This window comes from Falsibacillus pallidus, from assembly GCF_003350505.1.
Taxonomy (GTDB): Bacteria; Bacillota; Bacilli; order Bacillales; family DSM-25281; genus Falsibacillus; species Falsibacillus pallidus.
The window spans coordinates 1-16643 of the sequence record NZ_QQAY01000029.1 but is presented as its reverse complement, the minus strand read 5'-3'; the positions used below and the strand labels follow the sequence as shown (position 1 = coordinate 16643).

Below are 16643 nucleotides of genomic sequence, written 5' to 3'. Positions count from 1 at the left end.
TCCATAAAAGTCATCCTTTCATAAAGATTTCTTTATGGAAGGATAACGGATTTCACCCAATATTTACACCTTTTCGCTTAACTTGACGGCTATGGGGACAGGTTCCTCGTCCCATATTGTGGGACAAGGAACCTGTCCCTTTGTCCCAATGACTTATAGTAGTACTATTGTACTATAACGTTGTTTAGTATTCACTTATTATATCTAATTATGACGAAATATAGGACAGTTTTAAAATTTATATAGCTTAATAGGATTGATGTAAGACAGATTGCAGCAACTATTCTGCTTCCTGAAAGCTATTTGTTTTTCAAAGTAAAAGTGAGTCATTCATCAGCTTCTCCTTTGCCATTGCACGCCATTTCTTAACGGTAGAAGGGGAAACTTTTTCTTTCTCTGCGATTTCAGAAACGCTCAGCCCCTCAAGAAAAGTGCTGAGCACCCATTTTGTTTGATTGGGAGTGAGGTTCGTGCAATATGAAAGAAGCGCTTCTCTATCATTTAAGGCAACGTTTAGGGCTTGGTGTTCATTTTCAATGTAGTTCCAATATTCTTCCTCAGGATAGACAAGGGTTTCTGTTTGTTTAGTCGCTGCCGTCAACTCATTCATCATGGAGCCTTTGATGCTCGTATAGGCGTAGGCGGTGAAGCTGCCTTTTGTGTGGTCAAAGTCCTGCCATGCTTTCCAGAGTGCAATGAGTCCGGTCTGGTAGAATTCATCTATGTTCATATAAATGTGAAGGGTGTTCATGATTTTGTGGATCATTGGTGCGTATTGCTGGTGGAGCTCTTCAAAATGTTCCATTGCCGAGTCCTCTCGGGAATGGCCGGCCTTCCGTGTAATCCAATTGGTTGGATTAACTATATGAAAAGAGCAGGAGAGCTCGCAAAGAGGTGAAAAAACAATATGTATAGGCGGAAATAGCTAATTTAGTCTATGAATTCGACAATTTTATCAGAATAAATGAATAATTTTGACAAAATTTTTAAAATTTTCTGTTTTTTAATTATGTTATGTTGTATAATTAAATGGAAAATAAATGGGTGTTAAGAAGGAGGAATCATGAAAGAAAATAATCAGTATTTAGCGACGAATCAAACGATGGGGTTATTTCCGATTCACCATCCAACTTTTCAGACGAAGATTTATGATCGTGACAACATTTTTTATTCTACTCAGTCGCCGATGGAAATTATTGAAGAAACATGTCTGACCAGAGGGGCAAGCTATGAAGGGCGAGTTCAATCCGTCCGTACCATGCTCAACTATCCTTATAAAACGCCGCTTTTGCTCTGTCAGATGGAAATGCTTTGCGCTTTCCCCACCATGTCGCCAACCTCAAATGAAAACGTTTGGATCTTTCCAAACCACATCAAGTATTTCTCCAAAAGCCTGCGCCATGTATCTGTCACATTCTTAAATGATGAAACCGTAACGGTGAAGTGCTCTATTGCAGCATTCACCAAGCAATATGGGAAGACAATCACATGCCAGAGCTACTTTCTCACTCACCCACTACACCCAACACCAACACCGCGCCTATACATAGGGACAAGGGGACAGGTTCCCCGTCCCAAATAAATAGATCCTGATCCATAGTGCGGCAATGTGCTGCTGTACTGGGGTCAGGTATTTTATTTCGACAATGGTTGTCATCTTTTCAAGCGCATGGTACAGTGGGACAGGTTCCTCGTCCCACCAACCAATAGACTTCAGTAAATATGAATAAAAAAAAACTGCGCCTCTTAAAAAAAGAGCCGCAGCTTTTATTACTTTTCAGAGAATGAAAGATTATGGAACAATTTAAATGTACCAATATCCACTACATCGTATACCGTTTCTGCAGCGAATTTTAATGTAACGATTTTCGTTTCACCAGGTTTTAGAGTAATGGAGTCGAAATTGAAATTGGCTTCCGCTATAACCCCCTCATCAGTTGCCACGGAAAGAGATCCATTGATGGCAGAGAGGGTGGAGTTAGTATGATTGCTGATAGGAATGTGAAGTGTCAGGCTGTCATCAGTACCCCATACAACCTCTGCTTTTTCTTCGTCAAAAACGATACCCGGTACGAATGCAGGGTTAAGCATTCTGGCCATAAACACGGCAAACTGTGCCCGGCTGACCGCGACGCCTGGACGATAGGATAGATCCGAATAGCCGGTTGTAATTCCATTGCTATAGAGTGCGTTAACATATTCAAACGCCCAATTTCCTTCTTGGACATCTTTAAAATGTACGGGATAGACATAGCTCAATCCTTTTGATTCTGAAAGGATTTTTGCCATTTGTGCTCGTGTTAATGTGCCGTGAGCATTAAAATTCCCTTTATTGCCGGAAAAGATGCCTTCATCAGCTACTGTAGCGGCAATCTCATATCCATCATCTCCGGGGTGAATATCTTTAAAGCCTGGATCAGGGCGGCCAGTTGTTGACAATCCAAGGGCTTTCACCATCATTGAAGCAGCTTGAATCCGGCTAATGGACACGCTAGGGCGAAATGTTCCGTCTTTGTAGCCATTAATAATTTTCTTTCCTGTTAAAAATTGAATTTCGTTATAAGCCCAATACGTAGATGGGGTGTCGGGAAACGAAATTGCTGCCGAACTCACAGACGGTATAGATAATAATAAAACTGATAGAATAACTGCGGCGGTTTTCTTTTTCATTGATGATTCCTCCTTCTACTGTTCATATCGACCTCTATAATTCGACATTTCATATGAATATATGCCTATTTTACAGAAATTTCTTCCTTATATTCTAGTAATTTCAAAATGAATCTGCTACATTGAAATTGGGGTACACCCAAGGAAACTTGGGGCCACAAAGCTATAGGGGCTAAGGGGTTATCCTAAGTCAGCCAGCTGCCATTACCATTTTATAACCGAAGGAGGAATAAGGTAATGTTAAAAAAGAATGGGAAATTATTGTCGATTCTTACGATTCTTGCTTTAATGCTAAGCTTCCCGCTTAGCGGGGCAGCTTCTGCCAAAGGTCATCAAGAAAATGGCGGAGATGTTGAGCACGGAAAAGGAAACAGTAATAAAGAGAAGCACGACAAAGGTGCTGAAAATGGCCAGAGCCATGGAAAAGGGAAAAGCTCTGGAGAAGATAAAAAGAACGATAAGGTAGGTCATGGAAAAGATTACCACAATAAAGCAGATCATGGCAGTAAAGGCCGATTAAAAAGAGCGGACAGCATTGCCAACCGATTAGACCGAATTGAATCTGATATTAGCAAAGTTTCAATGGAAGCTGAAGCATACTTTACTTCTAGCAATGATTCTGATGCTGAAGGAACTGATCCCGCTGCGGATGATGCAGGAGCAGCAACAGATGATCAAACTGCCGATGAAAGTGGAGCAGTTTCTGATAGCACAGGAACAACTGAAGGTGATAGTACAGGTACAGGAGAAATGACAGATGATGGGGCATCTGCAGCGGAAGGCGATGCCGTTTCAGAACTAGAAGCTCAAAGCGTTGCAACGATTGAATCGGAACCGGTTGAAACAGATTCCAAAATGGAAGAAGAACATGCTGATTTGGAAGATGAAGTGGAAAACATGGAAGACGCAGTGAAAGAAGACTCCCATTATCATAGCTTTTTCGGAAAACTACATGCTCAATTAAATAAACTCAATGCAGTGGAAAAACAAATTCATCATTTGGGCGGCAAAGGCTTGGAAGCGGACCAGATAGATGCCCTTCTTGCAAAAGTAGAAGACTTGCGCACACTTGCTCTAGAAGAAATGGATAAAATTCAAGCTTACGTGACAGGGGAGCAGCAAGAAACCGATGTACCAAGTGCTGAACAGCCTTTAGAAGAAACACCATAAGGTACATGGGGACAGGTTCCTCGTCCCCCTAACAAATAGACCGATGTAAAGAAAGCGTGGATTTAATATCTGTGCTTTCTTTTTTATATGGGGAGGGACGAGGAACCTGTCCCTGCGTCCCTGATATTTTCATATTTTTAACTAAAATTGTATTTTTTGTATTAAAATAGAATGGTTGTTTTTATAAAACTTAAGATTGGGAGGCAGCTATGGGGAACATTATCGGATTAATTTCAATAGGATTTATTTTAATGATTTGCTTTTTAGTATTGTACTTTTTAGGAACGGCGTTAGCGGTTATTGGATCGATTGTGATGTCGCCTTTATTTTGGGGCATCGTTGTAGTCATATTCGCAATCAGACATTTTAAACGCAAAAACGGATAAACGCTGCAAGGAGACATAGAAATGAAAGGATTTTTTAATTACATAGCGATCGGAATGATGATCATTGGATTATTGGGGATTTTCGCTTGTTCTTTATTGGCTTTAATTTCCCTTATAAAAAAGAACATGGATGGATTTTTCAAGATTCTTGGAGCAGGAGCACTGTCAATTGTCGTATTGTTCATGGGGCTTGTCCTCGGAACTTTTACAGAGAAAAACTATTGGGAGCGAGCGGCAGGGGACAGCGACAATAAGGAAAATGAAGAAATCATTAGGAATATCCAAAGAAACGAAGAAGACCAAAAAACCCAGAAACAGGATTATGAGAATTGGCAGAAAGAAGTTGATGCTCAGCTGGACGCTTACGAAGAAAAAAATGTCTATAATGCCGTCTTAGAATACGAGAGTGCTATTACTGAAGCCATTAATCAAGGCGACTTTAGCATAGTGGAACCATACCTGCTTCCAGACAGTAGACTCTATTCCTCTCAAAACCAATTAGTCGAGAATCTTCATAATAAAGGCATAACAGAAACGTTGAATATGTTTAATATTGAATCCATCAACAAAGTAAAAGAAGGCATTTTTGCCGCCGAAGTATATGAAGAAGTACAAATCAATTACAGCAGTGGCAAAACCGAAAACAAAACCTTCAGATGGACATACACCATACATAACGCGGACGGGCAGTACTTGCTGAGCGACCTCCAATAGGGGCGCAAAGGGACACAGGGACAGGTTCATTGTCCCAAAATAGTATTCGACAACGCATTTTAATCAAACGTTTGATTAAAATGGTTTCTTTTATAGTGTTAATCAGGGGTTGCGAGGCTTTGTTAATGAGAGAATTGTCGGTTCAAGGCAGGGATAATTATTTAAAATTAAGGGTTTTTCATTGAAATTAGAAACGTTTATATAAACGACTCGCAGCCAACTATAGAGGAGGGAACATTGATGGGCGAAAGCCGCTGCCCCATGTGTGGTCTGCCTTTGATAGAAGACGCATGGGAAGTATTTGAAGAAAATGACAAGGACGGTTCGATTCTCCTCGATTCATTTTCTGCATTAGTTTGTCCAGGGGAATGTGGGTATTATGTGAGACTGAGTGGTGGAACGCATGAGGATTGAGCGGGCGACAACCGTGTTTGAGCAGCTGTTGAACTTGTATACGAGAGAGGGATTGACAGTACCACTCGAGGATTTTACTACGGAAGTATTAGCGGGGGTACTGAAGTCCGATCAAGGGATGTTGGATGATTTTGTCCATAAGATGCTACATCAAGATGGAGGTCATTGGAAAGTGATGACCCAGGTCTATTATCCTCTGGAAGACAGCCTTGATTGTTTTGTGGATATGGTTTTTCATAATGAAGATTCCATCGCTTTTATCGAGAATAAAGTGGATTCCCATTTGCATTCGCGGCAGCTGGAACGGTATGAAAGGGTATTGCTGCTATTAAGGGATCAACAATCTTATCACCACGTAAGCTTGCATTATTGTACGAAGCGATTGGAACAGATCGATGATGCCTTTGAGGTTGAATTCAGATCTTTCAGGTGGCATGATATCTACAAATTTTTCACGGAGTGTAAAGAAAATTCCCTGGTTCTTGCATTTTTGCAGTTCTTAGAAAGGAATAAATTGATGAGAGCAATGGAGTTTGAGTTGTTTGAAATGGACGGATTGAAAGGACTGCCAAAGTTGCTGCATAAGCTTGATGGGATGCTGGAGCCTGTTCGATTTGAAATGGAGAAAAGGTTTGGTCCAGTGAAGTCTAGGGATGGAAAGCAAATTTCACAGATTACAGACCACGGCCGGTATGCGATAAGCATTTCGCCAGCATTTGGAGGTAGCTATAGCGATTTGACGGCAGGCTTTTTGTTTGATGATGAGCCTTCCCTGCTTGTGCAGCTATGGAGCAATCGAAGAAACATACACAGTGAGCGGTTTCACAGAATCATCATGGAAAATGAAGAATTGTTTGATTCCATTATTCTTAAAGAAAAAGGCTGGGGCTTCCGCTTTTCCCTACCATTAACAAGGATTTTTTCCGAAATGGATCAATATAAGGCGATTCTACAGTGGATGGTTGAGCGCCTTGATTCGATTGAATCCTTTATGATGGAGACGGAAGAATTAGAGTGGGATATGGAGATTAAACGGTCGATAATCGCCGCGCAGGGAGAAGGAAGGTACCTAGTACAACTCGGGGGCGGACGCGGGCAGATTCTTGATTTATTCAGCGGAGTGATCAATCCACCCCAAAACTGCGACTCCATCCTCAAAATGGGATACTGGGAAGATTGTCAGCTTACAAAAGAGGAAGAAAAAGAAATATTGAATACGCAGGTGAGAATGATCAAAGGGCTACTGAGAGGGACACGGGGACAGGTTTCTCGTCCCAGAAATTGAATGATAGCAGGAATGAGGGGGACAGGTTCCTTGTCCCACCGGTTATACTGATAAAGAAGTTTGATATGATATTCAACTATTTCGATATTCTAAATAGAAATTTTTGGGACAAGGAACCTGTCCCTATGTCCCGCTAGGAGGTGGCTTTGTGCGAATTCATTGTACAAAGAAGTTATTAGATGTGTTGAAGGTTTCGCCTGCGAATTTTATTGAAGAGGAAGAGGCGTTATTTTCCTGGCATGCAAATGTAGTTTTGTTCGGCAGGAAGAAGGCGGTTGTCCTTGTGAATAATAAGAACCGCTATGCTGCTGTGCTGTTTGGTTTGAAAGCGAAAGATTTGAAAGAAATGGGAAGGCTGATACCTGATGCCATCCGGGAAGTATTCAGGGCTGATTATATTAAAGAAGAGATTATTAATCAGTATTTGCAGCATTCTTCCACTCTATCCTTTGACAAAACGAATGGCCGGAAGATGGTTGCCCGATTGAACAGAGCCTGTGAAGATTTTTACTTTGCTGAAGAAATGCTGGATGAAAGTAATTTGATTCAATTAAAAATTAGTAAATGGCTAAATAATACACCTGTTGGAAATGGGAAAGACCCTTATTTTTTCCCGAACAAAGAAATGTATAACGATTTAGAGGAGTTTGCAGGGCGATCTATTTTTCAATCCGAGGCCGTTCAGTTAAAAGCAACCTTGGAGTTGAAAAATCATTCGGTATGGAGGAGGCTGATTGTACCTAAGAGCATTAGTTTTCCTGCGTTGCATGATGTTCTCCAAACGGCTTTTGACTGGCAAAACAGCCACCTTCATGAATTTGTCATCTGGGAGAAAAACAGCAGTGCCCAATTGAAAAGTAGTAAACCTGTTTTGAGGTTAGTTTGTCATGAAGAAGCATTGGCATATCAGTCCGAGATTGCTATGGAGCTAGAAGCTGGGCATAAACTATCTGACTATATATCTAAAGATATCACTTATAATTATGATTTCGGCGATGGCTGGGCACATAAAATTGAAGTAGAGCGTGTCATCGAGGATTATCCATACAACTATCCGACATGTGAGAGTGGAGAAGGAAATGCCCCTCCTGAAGATGTAGGGGGAGAGGCTGGATTCGAGGAATTCTTGAGAATCATTCACAATTCATCACATCCTGATCATGAACAAATGAGGGAGTGGGGAAAAATGCAAGGCTATGAGGAATTTAACATCAAATGGATCAATAGGAGTTTGAAATAATCGAAGCAAAGGCAAGCGCGATGACGGTTCCCGTGCTTCCGGAATGGGGGACAGGTTTCTCGTCCCACACCTGCTGAATAATGGGAAAGCAAAAGGAAGAATGGAGTCTATGTATTCAATCTTCCTTTTTTAGATGGGGCGAGGAACCTGTGAACTGCGTCCCTTTGTTTTTTGGAGATTATCTTGGTGAAAAACCTCCTCCTAAATATGTACGGTATTTTGTATAGTTGAACCTTGAACATACATTATCTATACTCACTGTGCGAGAGAAAAGTCCACATTGATTCAGTTTGTTAATGAAGTAATCGCAGTTTGAACATCTTCTAAATGATTCGTACCTAGCTGCTCGCACATTATTATTTTGTTTTTTCTTAGAGGGATTACCAGAGATGCTGTTGTTATTTGTTAAGAGAGGCTTGTTCGTTTGCGTATGTTGTTTATGTGCGGTAGACACTGTTTTATGGTTTTTAACCATTCTAGTAATGGCTTGCTGATATTTATCCATGAACAACTGTTCTGGAATGGAATAGGTCACTTCCAAATCAGAACCTTGTTTGTATGAGAGTGAAAATTCATTCTTCACCCTTTTAATTCTCTTGTGCGAAATAATTTTTTTAACGTGGACTTCTAAATTATCGCTTTTTTGTTTTATTAATGTGTGATCACTAATCCTAAATTCGTTCTTGATTAACAAAGCTTGGCTAAATGAAAGTCTAATAGAAATGGAACCCTTTTGACTTTCACGGGTTAGTTGCATTATGTAACTAGGTCCAACAAGACGCAAATGTGATTTTGGATAACGTAAGATAATAATTTCGTGATTTAATTGATGAAATTTATCTACTGCTAAACGTGTTTTTACCGTGCATTTTCCCTCCAATGTCCCCACCCCCAATAAATTTTACATAAATAATAACCAAGTTTTATTATTAATTTTATTATTTTTCATTTAATCATAGACACAAGTGGACAGGTTCCTCGTCCTAAAAAATGGGGAGAGGAACCTGTATCGCATACGTCAAAGCATATTGAAATGGTTAAATGTTTCTTCAAGATCCTTTTTCTTGTGTTCTGGACAGGGATGAACTCTTTTAGACAGAGATTGGCGGTTCGGTGAGACCCTGGGTTTTAGACCAAGCAATTCTTTCATGTGAGCAATCCAACATGTTTTGGGCGAATATCCATATGTCTGCTTTACATATTCCTGAATTTGTTTATAAGTAGCCACTTTAAAACCCCTTCCATTATTTGTATTTATTATATCGAATTTCAAAAGATTGTAGTTAAGAAAATTTGAAAGTATCACTACTTAATTAATTATCGGTACAGGGGGACAGGTTTCTCGTCCCACACCTGCTGAATAATGGGAAAGCAAAAGGAAGAATGGAGTCTATGTATTCAATCTTCCTTTTTGTGATGGGACGAGAAACCTGTCCCTGCGTCCTATTTGGAATTAAATTTCAAATTTTATAAAAATTTCGAAATAAAGTGTTGACCCATCCCATAAACTTTACTAGAATTTGTAATAGATGGATTATTCTGATTTTTAAAGTCATCAAGCAGATCAATTTTATGAGGGGGAAAGGGTTCAAGGGGTAGTTATTCTTTGATGAATTTAAGGGGGAGAAATGAATGAAAGCAAAAGGATTATGGATTGTTGCTTTGGTCATGATTTTGAGTATATTTGTAAGCGCTTGCAGCGGGGGCAAGGATGTTGCATCATCGGATGACGGTAAAAAAGATGTCAAAGATGGCGAAAAGACCAAGCTTGTCATGTATAGCTGGAGGCCGGAGGATCGCTCCATGTATGAGAAGGCAATTGCTGCATTCCAAGATAAGAATCCGAATATTGAAATTGAATTCCAGCCATATAAATCTACTGAATACAACACAATCTTGACGAACGCTCTCGTATCAGGAGAAGGTCCTGATATCATTCAATTGCGTCCATATGAAGGGGCGAAATCAATTGCTGATAATGGCTATATCATGCCGCTAGATGATGTAAAAGGCGTCAGTGATATCAACGAGCAGTTTTTAGATGCAGCAAGAGGAAGCGATGGGAAAGTCTATGGTGTACCTTTAAGCTTGAACTCGGCTGTAATTTTCTATAACAAGAAAATTTTCAAAGACAACGGAATTGATGTTCCGACTACGTATGAAGAGTTCTTGAATGTATGTGAAAAATTAAAAGATAAAGGCATTACTCCAATTGCGCAATCAGGCCGCGCTGCATACCTTCTTTCATTGACGCATGCTGCTATTGGACCTACTGCATATGGAGCTAATGATTTTGTGGATAAAGTGCTCGATGGATCGGCAAAACTAACAGATCCTGAATTCGTTAAATCTGTTCAATGGATGAGTGATTTGAAAAAGTATTTCCCTAAAGATTTTGTAGCATTGGAAGACAACGATGCTCAAACATTGCTTTACACTGGCAAGGCAGCAATGTACATCAATGGAGACTACCGTTTGGCTACTTTAGAAGACACGGCTCCTGACATGGAGATTGGAATCATTCCTGGTTTTGCTGAGGAAAAAGGCGGCACTCCTGTTGTAACGACATGGGTTGATGGATCCTATGCAGGAGTAAAGAATTCGAAACATCCGGAAGAAGTAAAAGCATTCATGGAATTCTTGGCTTCTCCTGAATTCGGTAAAATCTTTACCGACGAAATGGATCGTGTGAGTGCGATCAGCGGAATCAAACCTGATAATGAAATTGTCAGCAAGCTTGCTGAAGCAGTAGATCAATCTTCAACTCCATATTTGATGCTTGTACATTTTGGAAAAGGGGAACCAACAACTAAAACAACATTTGAGAACGCCCTTCAAGGTATGTATTTAGGAAAGCTTTCTGTTGATGAGGTTGCCAAACAGGCAGAGGAAAGCTACGAAAAGGCTAAATAAGAAAAGTTAAATAGCGGATAAAAAAATAGAGGCAAGTATTTATACCTGTCTCTATTTCTTTTCTCTATGGGAGGGTAGGATTCATGAGTAATCTTAAAGCTTCTACAGAAGCACCAATTATTAGTACAAAGCCGAAAACGAAGGCACCATTGAAACAAAGAATGAGGAAGCATCTAGTTCATCTTTTCCTGCTTCCAGCCGTGGTATTGTACGGAGTTTTTCAACTATATCCATTGATAACGGCGGTCATAAACAGTTTTTATTCGTGGGATGGCTTTAGCCGCGACTCGTTTGTCGGGTTTCAGAATTTTACTACACTGCTGACGGAATCACCGTTCAAAGAAACGTTCATTCGAGCCTTTACCCACAACTGGATTTTTTTTATTGTGACCTTCTTTACTGAATTGACCATTGCGTTTGCGCTGGCGCTTGTCATTAACAGCCGCCTGAAAGGAAAAGGATTCTTTAAGACGATTTTCTTCGTACCGAAGCTTTTATCGGTTATCGTCATCGGTTTCTTATTCAGTTTGATTTTAAATCCAACTTCGGGTGCGATTAATGTTTTGTTAAAGACCGTTGGACTGGACTTTCTTGCACAGCCATGGCTTGGCAATACAAGCACCGCGTTGGTGACGATTGTCCTGATCCATAGCTGGGCCGGAATTGGTTTCTCTATGTTGATCTTCCTTGCAAGCTTGCAGTCTGTCGACAAAGAGATTTTTGAAGCAGCGAGAATTGATGGGGCTCATGGAGTGTCCATGCTCTTTAAAATTACGCTCCCGATGGTAATGAATTCTGTCATGACCATGACAATCCTTACATTCATTGGATCATTCGAAACGTTCGAGCTCATTTTTGCCATGCAGGGATCTGCGGGAGGACCGTACTATTCCACAGACGTACTTGGCACGTATTTCTACCGTTTGGCATTTGGCTCTGCTGAAGGCGGTCAAGCCCTCGGTCTTGGTTCCGCAATCGCAGTAATCTTATTCTTGATTATTGCCTGTGCGACATCGATATTGCTGTATTACTTCAAGCGCAAAGATTTTGAACGTTAGGGGGAGAGAAAATTGCGTGTTAAATGGCAAACACAGTCCTTAAAATATATATTTTTAATTGTCCTTACCTTTATTTCGTTTTATCCTATTTTCTTGATGATCATGTCTTCATTTAAGACGAAATTGGAGCTTTTCACATCTCCATTGGCACTGCCAAAACAATTTTCGTTTGAGAACTACACTGAGGTTTGGGATAAAGTGAACTTTTCAGGGTATTTTTGGAACAGCATCATTGTCAGTTCCTGTTCGGTTGTCATTGTCATTGTAGCAGCATCTATGGCTGGTTTCTATTTGGCGAGGTTCTCCTTTAAGTGGAACCCGGTTATTCTATTCTTCTTTATGATTGGCCTGATGCTTCCTATGAAACTGGCAATCATTCCATTGTATTTAATCATGCGGGATATGGGGTTGCTGGACACTCGTTTATCTCTGATTCTTGTATATGTTGCAGGCGGTATTCCTTTCGCCGTATTTCTATTCTATGGATTTTTCCGGACTCTGCCGAAAGATCTCGAGCAGTCAGCGAAAATGGATGGATGCAGCGAATTCCAAGTTTATTATAAAATCGTACTCCCATTAATGAAGCCATCCATTGCGATTGTTGGGATTGTAAATTTAGTCAATGTTTGGAATGACTTTTTCTACCCATTGATTTTTATCCGGAGCGAGGAGCTGAGAACGATTCCTTTAGGGATGCTGTCCTTATTTGGTGAATATGATACCCAGTGGAATCTATTATTTGCCGGATTGACGATTTCTTCCTTGCCGCTTCTCATCGCTTTTATTTTTGCTTCACGTACATTCATTGACGGTTTGACACAGGGAGCGATGAAATAATGGGTGAAAAATGGATTACTTTCGACCTTGACGGAACGCTTATGCAAAACCCTTTCGTAGGGTGGGTGTTCCCTGAAATAGAGGCGTTGCTGCAAGAGAAGATTTCAAAAGATCTGGCTGTCCAAAAAGCCTTGGTGCAAGAGCATCAGAAGCGTATGAATGAAAACCGTATCTACGAAGCGTATGACTGGGACGGAATCGTAAAGGATCTTTGCGATCAGCACGGGGTGCCTATTGATATTCAAATTGAGGAGCTTGTTAAGGGACATTCTGTGGAGGAAAAAGTGTACTTATTGGAACCCGAAATTTTAAAAGCATTGCAGACTTTGAAAGAAGAGGGCTATAAGCTTGCGGCCGTAACAAACGGCTATTCCAAGTACCAACTGCCGGTAATGGAATTTTTAAAACTAAATACGGTTTTCGATCAAGTCATTACTCCTGAAGAAGTTGGGTATGCAAAACCGCAGAATGAAATCCTGGCTGGATTAATGGAGCAAGGGGAAATTGCTGCACACGTAGGTGACCGCATTGACCACGATGTATGTGTGGCAAACCAAAATAGCATTCCCTCCATATTCATTTATCGAAAACTGCCTGAAACTTTAAAGGGTAAGTCACCATTTGAACGTATTCAAGAGGATGAATGCAAAAAGTTGTGTGAAGAAAAATGGCGGAAGGAAACAAAGTTGGAAGTTCCAATCACAACAGACCTCTTTCCTTCTATTGTTATTCATTCCATTTCAGATGAACTGGTGGGCTGCATCAGACAATTAAATTCAATGAGTTGAGGAGATGAAGCAATGGTGAAGGAGTCTGCAAAAGAATATCCACAACCACTTGATACGTATAGTGTGAAAGATATTTTGACCTTAATGAATGAGGAAGACAAAAAAGTTGCGCATGCAGTGGAAAAAGCTTTGCCTCATATTGAAATGGCTGTGAAAAGCATCGTAGAGTCAATGGAAAAGGGAGGGCGTTTATTTTATATAGGTGCAGGTACAAGCGGCCGTTTAGGTGTTTTGGATGCCTCAGAGTGCCCTCCGACATTTGGGGTGGACGAAGAATTGGTCACCGGAATCATTGCGGGTGGTGAATTGGCGATTAGATACCCGATTGAAAATGCAGAAGACGATTTTCAAGAAGGGAAAAGAGCCATTGCTTCCCGAGTAGGGGAAAAGGATGTCGTTGTAGGGATAGCAGCAAGCGGAACCACCCCCTACGTGTTAGGAGCCATGGAGAAGGCAGCAGAGATTGGAGCCGCCACTATTGGGATCTCTTGCCTTTCAAATACAAAGCTAAGTTCCATGGTTCAATTTCCGATTGAAGTGAATTCAGGCCAGGAAATCGTTCTGGGATCGAGCAGGCTTAAAGCTGGGACCGCGCAAAAAATGGTATTGAATATGCTCTCAACTGCTGCAATGATCAAGCTCGGAAAAGTATACAATAACTTAATGGTCAATGTGCAGTCGACGAATCATAAATTAAGGATCAGGGTCTTTACAATTGTTAAGGAAATCACTGGTGCAGATGATTCCATTGTAAGAGAGGCAATCGAACAGGCAAAAGGAGACGCGAGGGCGGCCATTTTAATGATTACGTATGGAATCAATCAGAAGAGGGCAGCGAATGCGCTGGCAGAAAATAATGGTCATTTCCGAAAAGCGATGGAATGGTGTGTAGATAATAAAGAAATACATCAAGCAAAGGAGTAAAGAATGTTTTTTCTTGCTAAACGCCATGGGGTGTTTTATTCTACTGATACATTGATCTGAAATGGGGATTAATAATTGGAATAAAAGGAATGAGAAGCATGATCAACGGTGGGATGGCTCTTATTAGGGAATGCATGTCGTCAATTAATCGGCCAGAACAAAAAGCGGCAAAATATATTTTGGAAAACCCGGAAGAAATCATTAGACTTTCAATTCAGGAACTGGCGAAGCGGAGTGATTCCAGCCCTTCCGCAATCATTCGTTTATGCAAAACCACCGGGATGGATGGGTTCAGAGACTTGAAGCTGCGGGTGGCCGGGGATTTGCAGACGGCCGCAAACGGCGGTGAGGAATTTAAAGAGGTCCAGCCGAATGATGATGTACCAACATTAATTGAAACCATTACGAACAACAGTATGTATTCACTGAAGGAGTCTTTAAAAGTATTGGATCCTGAGAAAATTGAACAGGCAGTAGAAGCGCTGCATTTGGCTAACCGAATCGATTTTTATGCGGCAGGTGCTTCACAGCTGGCAGCGATTGACGGGCAGCATAAATTCATGAGGATCAATAAACACTGTACGGCTTATATGGACTCCCATATGCAGCTGACTTCTGCTGTCACATTAGGGTCTAACGATGTAGCTGTGGGAATTTCCTATTCTGGGGAAACCGTGCACGTGATTGAGGCTATCAAGCAGGCAAAGGAAAACGGGGCATTGACGATTGGACTCACTAAGTTCGGCACAAATGGCCTTGCAAAAGAAGTAGACATTCATTTGGAAACGCTATCATCTGAATCGGATATGAGGAGTGCCGCGACGTCTTCGAGGATTGTTCAATTAAATGTGATTGATATTTTATTCATTGGAGCCGCAGGAAGAAACTATGATCCTTCCATTGATTATCTGCGGAAATCAAGAAATGCCATTCAGCAAAGCTATCGACGGAAGTAGGGAGGCTTATACTATGAAATTAAAACAGGTTAGAGTAGCCCATCTGGAGAAATTTATCGATCGATGGATAGAAGAACAAATGATGCCAGGTGCAGTGTTGGCCATTGTCACAAAAGACGATGTCTTATACCAAAAGGCATTCGGTACAGCTCATTCAAAGGAAAAGATTCCGATGAGCACCGATACCATTTTTGATTTAGCTTCATTAACGAAAGTGTGTGCCACAACGCCAGCGATTCTCCACTTAATCGAAAGCGGAAGCATTGATTTGAATGACCGTGTTTCCCGCATCCTCCCGTTTTTCAACTCTAATGAAATCACCATTAAACATCTCCTGACACATACGAGCGGACTGCCAGCATCATTGAATTTTCATCGAAAGAAGTATACGACAGAAGAAGCAGTTAAAGATATAGCAAATTTATTTAAATCGGTGGAGCTGGACGAAAAGGTTATTTACAGTGATTTGAATTTTATTTTATTAGGCTATATTGTAGAGGTTTTATCTTCTAAGAATCTAGCAGATTACTGCAGGGAAACGATTTATGGGCCTCTAGGGATGAATGAGACATTTTTCAATCCTGATGACAAATATAAAAAAAGAATAGCAGCGACGGAATATCGGGAGCATCTCAAAGATTATCAGTGGGGGAGTGTCCATGATGAAAATGCAGATGCTTTTGGAGGAGTCAGCGGACACGCGGGTCTTTTTTCTACGGTCGGTGATTTGACGAAGTATGTCCAGTGTTTGTTGAACTTGGGCAGGTATGAGGGGAAAGAAGTGCTTTCTCCACCCGTTTTGGAAGCAGCTTTCAAAAATTACTCGAAGGAATTGGGGACGTATCGCGGCCTGGGGTGGCAGCTCGTGGACGAAGACTTCTCACCCGTCGGGCATATCTTCCCGCAGGACAGCATAGGGCACACAGGCTTCACAGGAACATCCTTATGGTTTAATCCAAGACTGGGATTCGGAGTAATCTTACTTACCAACCGCGTTCACTACGGAAGAGATACAGATATTATCCGCTTCAGAAGAATACTGCACACACTTGCAGCGACAGCATTAGAGACAGGGGGACAGGTTCCTCGTCCCACATCCGATAATTAAGAGAAAGCAAAAGGAAGAATGGGGTTTTGATACCCATTCTTCCTTTTTTAGATGGGACGAGGAACCTGTCCCCATAGCCGTCAAGTTAACAAGAAAAAATAGGTACGTAAACCAGTGATAGTAAGAAAACCCTATGACTATTCAAAATTTTTCCATATATAGACGACTTGAATGAAAGCT

Annotated in this window: 17 protein-coding genes and 1 riboswitch; of the genes, 14 read left to right on the top strand and 3 right to left on the bottom strand. The window is 41.0% G+C overall.

The features are described 5' to 3' along the window. Positions 1 to 310 precede the first annotated feature (310 nt). Positions 311 to 805 carry a sigma-70 family RNA polymerase sigma factor gene (locus DFR59_RS19725; protein WP_114747376.1) on the bottom strand — a complete coding sequence of 165 codons (495 nt, stop codon included), beginning with the start codon at positions 803 to 805 and terminating at the stop codon, positions 311 to 313. Between the two features lie 258 nt (positions 806 to 1063). Between DFR59_RS19725 and DFR59_RS19720 the strand changes: the two genes are divergently transcribed. Beyond that, the gene (locus tag DFR59_RS19720) at positions 1064 to 1582 is read left to right on the top strand and encodes a competence protein ComK (RefSeq protein ID WP_114747375.1); all 519 of its coding nucleotides are present in this window, start codon (positions 1064 to 1066) and stop codon (positions 1580 to 1582) included. Positions 1583 to 1770: 188 nt separating this feature from the next. Here the strand turns inward: DFR59_RS19720 and DFR59_RS19715 are convergent, their stop codons facing one another. After that, positions 1771 to 2670 carry an S-layer homology domain-containing protein gene (locus tag DFR59_RS19715; RefSeq protein ID WP_114747374.1) on the bottom strand — a complete coding sequence of 300 codons (900 nt, stop codon included), beginning with the start codon at positions 2668 to 2670 and terminating at the stop codon, positions 1771 to 1773. Positions 2671 to 2792: 122 nt separating this feature from the next. After that, a riboswitch (cyclic di-GMP riboswitch) is annotated at positions 2793 to 2876 on the top strand. Positions 2877 to 2907: 31 nt separating this feature from the next. On the opposite strand from DFR59_RS19715, the gene DFR59_RS19710 reads away from it, so the two are divergent. The 6 genes from DFR59_RS19710 (at position 2908) to DFR59_RS19695 (ending at position 7879) form a co-directional block, all read left to right on the top strand. Further along, entirely contained in the window at positions 2908 to 3840 is a 933-nt protein-coding gene (locus DFR59_RS19710; protein ID WP_114747373.1) for a hypothetical protein, read from the top strand. 209 nt (positions 3841 to 4049) lie between these two features. Next, on the top strand, positions 4050 to 4226 hold the full coding sequence (locus DFR59_RS20195) for a hypothetical protein (RefSeq protein ID WP_158538448.1): 177 nt from the start codon (positions 4050 to 4052) through the stop codon (positions 4224 to 4226). A 21-nt stretch (positions 4227 to 4247) separates the two neighbouring features. Next, entirely contained in the window at positions 4248 to 4940 is a 693-nt protein-coding gene (locus tag DFR59_RS19705; protein ID WP_114747372.1) for a TcaA NTF2-like domain-containing protein, read from the top strand. A 240-nt stretch (positions 4941 to 5180) separates the two neighbouring features. After that, a complete protein-coding gene (locus DFR59_RS20190; RefSeq protein ID WP_158538447.1) occupies positions 5181 to 5354 on the top strand; it encodes a hypothetical protein in 174 nt (57 codons plus the stop codon). Beyond that, complete coding sequence (locus tag DFR59_RS19700; protein WP_114747371.1) at positions 5344 to 6639, top strand: PD-(D/E)XK nuclease family protein; 1296 nt, start codon at positions 5344 to 5346, stop codon at positions 6637 to 6639. Before DFR59_RS20190 ends, DFR59_RS19700 begins: the two co-directional genes overlap by 11 nt. Positions 6640 to 6787: 148 nt before the next feature. After that, positions 6788 to 7879, top strand: coding sequence for a plasmid pRiA4b ORF-3 family protein (locus DFR59_RS19695; RefSeq protein WP_114747370.1), 1092 nt, complete (start codon positions 6788 to 6790; stop codon positions 7877 to 7879). Between the two features lie 178 nt (positions 7880 to 8057). On the opposite strand, the gene DFR59_RS19690 is transcribed toward DFR59_RS19695, so the two are convergent. After that, on the bottom strand, positions 8058 to 8759 hold the full coding sequence (locus tag DFR59_RS19690; RefSeq protein WP_114747369.1) for a hypothetical protein: 702 nt from the start codon (positions 8757 to 8759) through the stop codon (positions 8058 to 8060). A 752-nt stretch (positions 8760 to 9511) separates the two neighbouring features. On the opposite strand from DFR59_RS19690, the gene DFR59_RS19680 reads away from it, so the two are divergent. The 7 genes from DFR59_RS19680 to DFR59_RS19650 all read left to right on the top strand — a co-directional run bounded on the left by DFR59_RS19680 (position 9512) and on the right by DFR59_RS19650 (position 16463). Further along, positions 9512 to 10792 carry an ABC transporter substrate-binding protein gene (locus tag DFR59_RS19680; protein ID WP_114747367.1) on the top strand — a complete coding sequence of 427 codons (1281 nt, stop codon included), beginning with the start codon at positions 9512 to 9514 and terminating at the stop codon, positions 10790 to 10792. A gap of 83 nt (positions 10793 to 10875) precedes the next feature. Then, positions 10876 to 11850: a carbohydrate ABC transporter permease gene (locus DFR59_RS19675; RefSeq protein WP_245948545.1), complete on the top strand. Its 975-nt coding sequence runs from the start codon at positions 10876 to 10878 to the stop codon at positions 11848 to 11850. A 12-nt stretch (positions 11851 to 11862) separates the two neighbouring features. Next, the gene (locus tag DFR59_RS19670) at positions 11863 to 12687 is read left to right on the top strand and encodes a carbohydrate ABC transporter permease (RefSeq protein WP_245948544.1); all 825 of its coding nucleotides are present in this window, start codon (positions 11863 to 11865) and stop codon (positions 12685 to 12687) included. Further along, on the top strand, positions 12687 to 13475 hold the full coding sequence (locus DFR59_RS19665; RefSeq protein WP_114747366.1) for an HAD family hydrolase: 789 nt from the start codon (positions 12687 to 12689) through the stop codon (positions 13473 to 13475). The genes DFR59_RS19670 and DFR59_RS19665 overlap by 1 nt, the downstream gene beginning before the upstream one ends. A gap of 12 nt (positions 13476 to 13487) precedes the next feature. Beyond that, positions 13488 to 14399, top strand: coding sequence for an N-acetylmuramic acid 6-phosphate etherase (gene murQ / locus DFR59_RS19660; protein ID WP_114747365.1), 912 nt, complete (start codon positions 13488 to 13490; stop codon positions 14397 to 14399). An 89-nt stretch (positions 14400 to 14488) separates the two neighbouring features. Beyond that, positions 14489 to 15355 carry a MurR/RpiR family transcriptional regulator gene (locus tag DFR59_RS19655; RefSeq protein ID WP_245948543.1) on the top strand — a complete coding sequence of 289 codons (867 nt, stop codon included), beginning with the start codon at positions 14489 to 14491 and terminating at the stop codon, positions 15353 to 15355. 13 nt (positions 15356 to 15368) lie between these two features. After that, positions 15369 to 16463, top strand: coding sequence for a serine hydrolase domain-containing protein (locus tag DFR59_RS19650; protein WP_114747363.1), 1095 nt, complete (start codon positions 15369 to 15371; stop codon positions 16461 to 16463). Positions 16464 to 16643: the final 180 nt, after the last annotated feature.

Coding starts and splice junctions, on each gene's coding strand:
- DFR59_RS19725 (WP_114747376.1), bottom strand. CDS start 805: ATGGAACATTTTGAAGAGCTCCACCAGCAATACGCACCAATGATCCAC.
- DFR59_RS19720 (WP_114747375.1), top strand. CDS start 1,064: ATGAAAGAAAATAATCAGTATTTAGCGACGAATCAAACGATGGGGTTA.
- DFR59_RS19715 (WP_114747374.1), bottom strand. CDS start 2,670: ATGAAAAAGAAAACCGCCGCAGTTATTCTATCAGTTTTATTATTATCT.
- DFR59_RS19710 (WP_114747373.1), top strand. CDS start 2,908: ATGTTAAAAAAGAATGGGAAATTATTGTCGATTCTTACGATTCTTGCT.
- DFR59_RS20195 (WP_158538448.1), top strand. CDS start 4,050: ATGGGGAACATTATCGGATTAATTTCAATAGGATTTATTTTAATGATT.
- DFR59_RS19705 (WP_114747372.1), top strand. CDS start 4,248: ATGAAAGGATTTTTTAATTACATAGCGATCGGAATGATGATCATTGGA.
- DFR59_RS20190 (WP_158538447.1), top strand. CDS start 5,181: ATGGGCGAAAGCCGCTGCCCCATGTGTGGTCTGCCTTTGATAGAAGAC.
- DFR59_RS19700 (WP_114747371.1), top strand. CDS start 5,344: ATGAGGATTGAGCGGGCGACAACCGTGTTTGAGCAGCTGTTGAACTTG.
- DFR59_RS19680 (WP_114747367.1), top strand. CDS start 9,512: ATGAAAGCAAAAGGATTATGGATTGTTGCTTTGGTCATGATTTTGAGT.
- DFR59_RS19675 (WP_245948545.1), top strand. CDS start 10,876: ATGAGTAATCTTAAAGCTTCTACAGAAGCACCAATTATTAGTACAAAG.
- DFR59_RS19665 (WP_114747366.1), top strand. CDS start 12,687: ATGGGTGAAAAATGGATTACTTTCGACCTTGACGGAACGCTTATGCAA.
- murQ (WP_114747365.1), top strand. CDS start 13,488: ATGGTGAAGGAGTCTGCAAAAGAATATCCACAACCACTTGATACGTAT.
- DFR59_RS19655 (WP_245948543.1), top strand. CDS start 14,489: ATGAGAAGCATGATCAACGGTGGGATGGCTCTTATTAGGGAATGCATG.
- DFR59_RS19650 (WP_114747363.1), top strand. CDS start 15,369: ATGAAATTAAAACAGGTTAGAGTAGCCCATCTGGAGAAATTTATCGAT.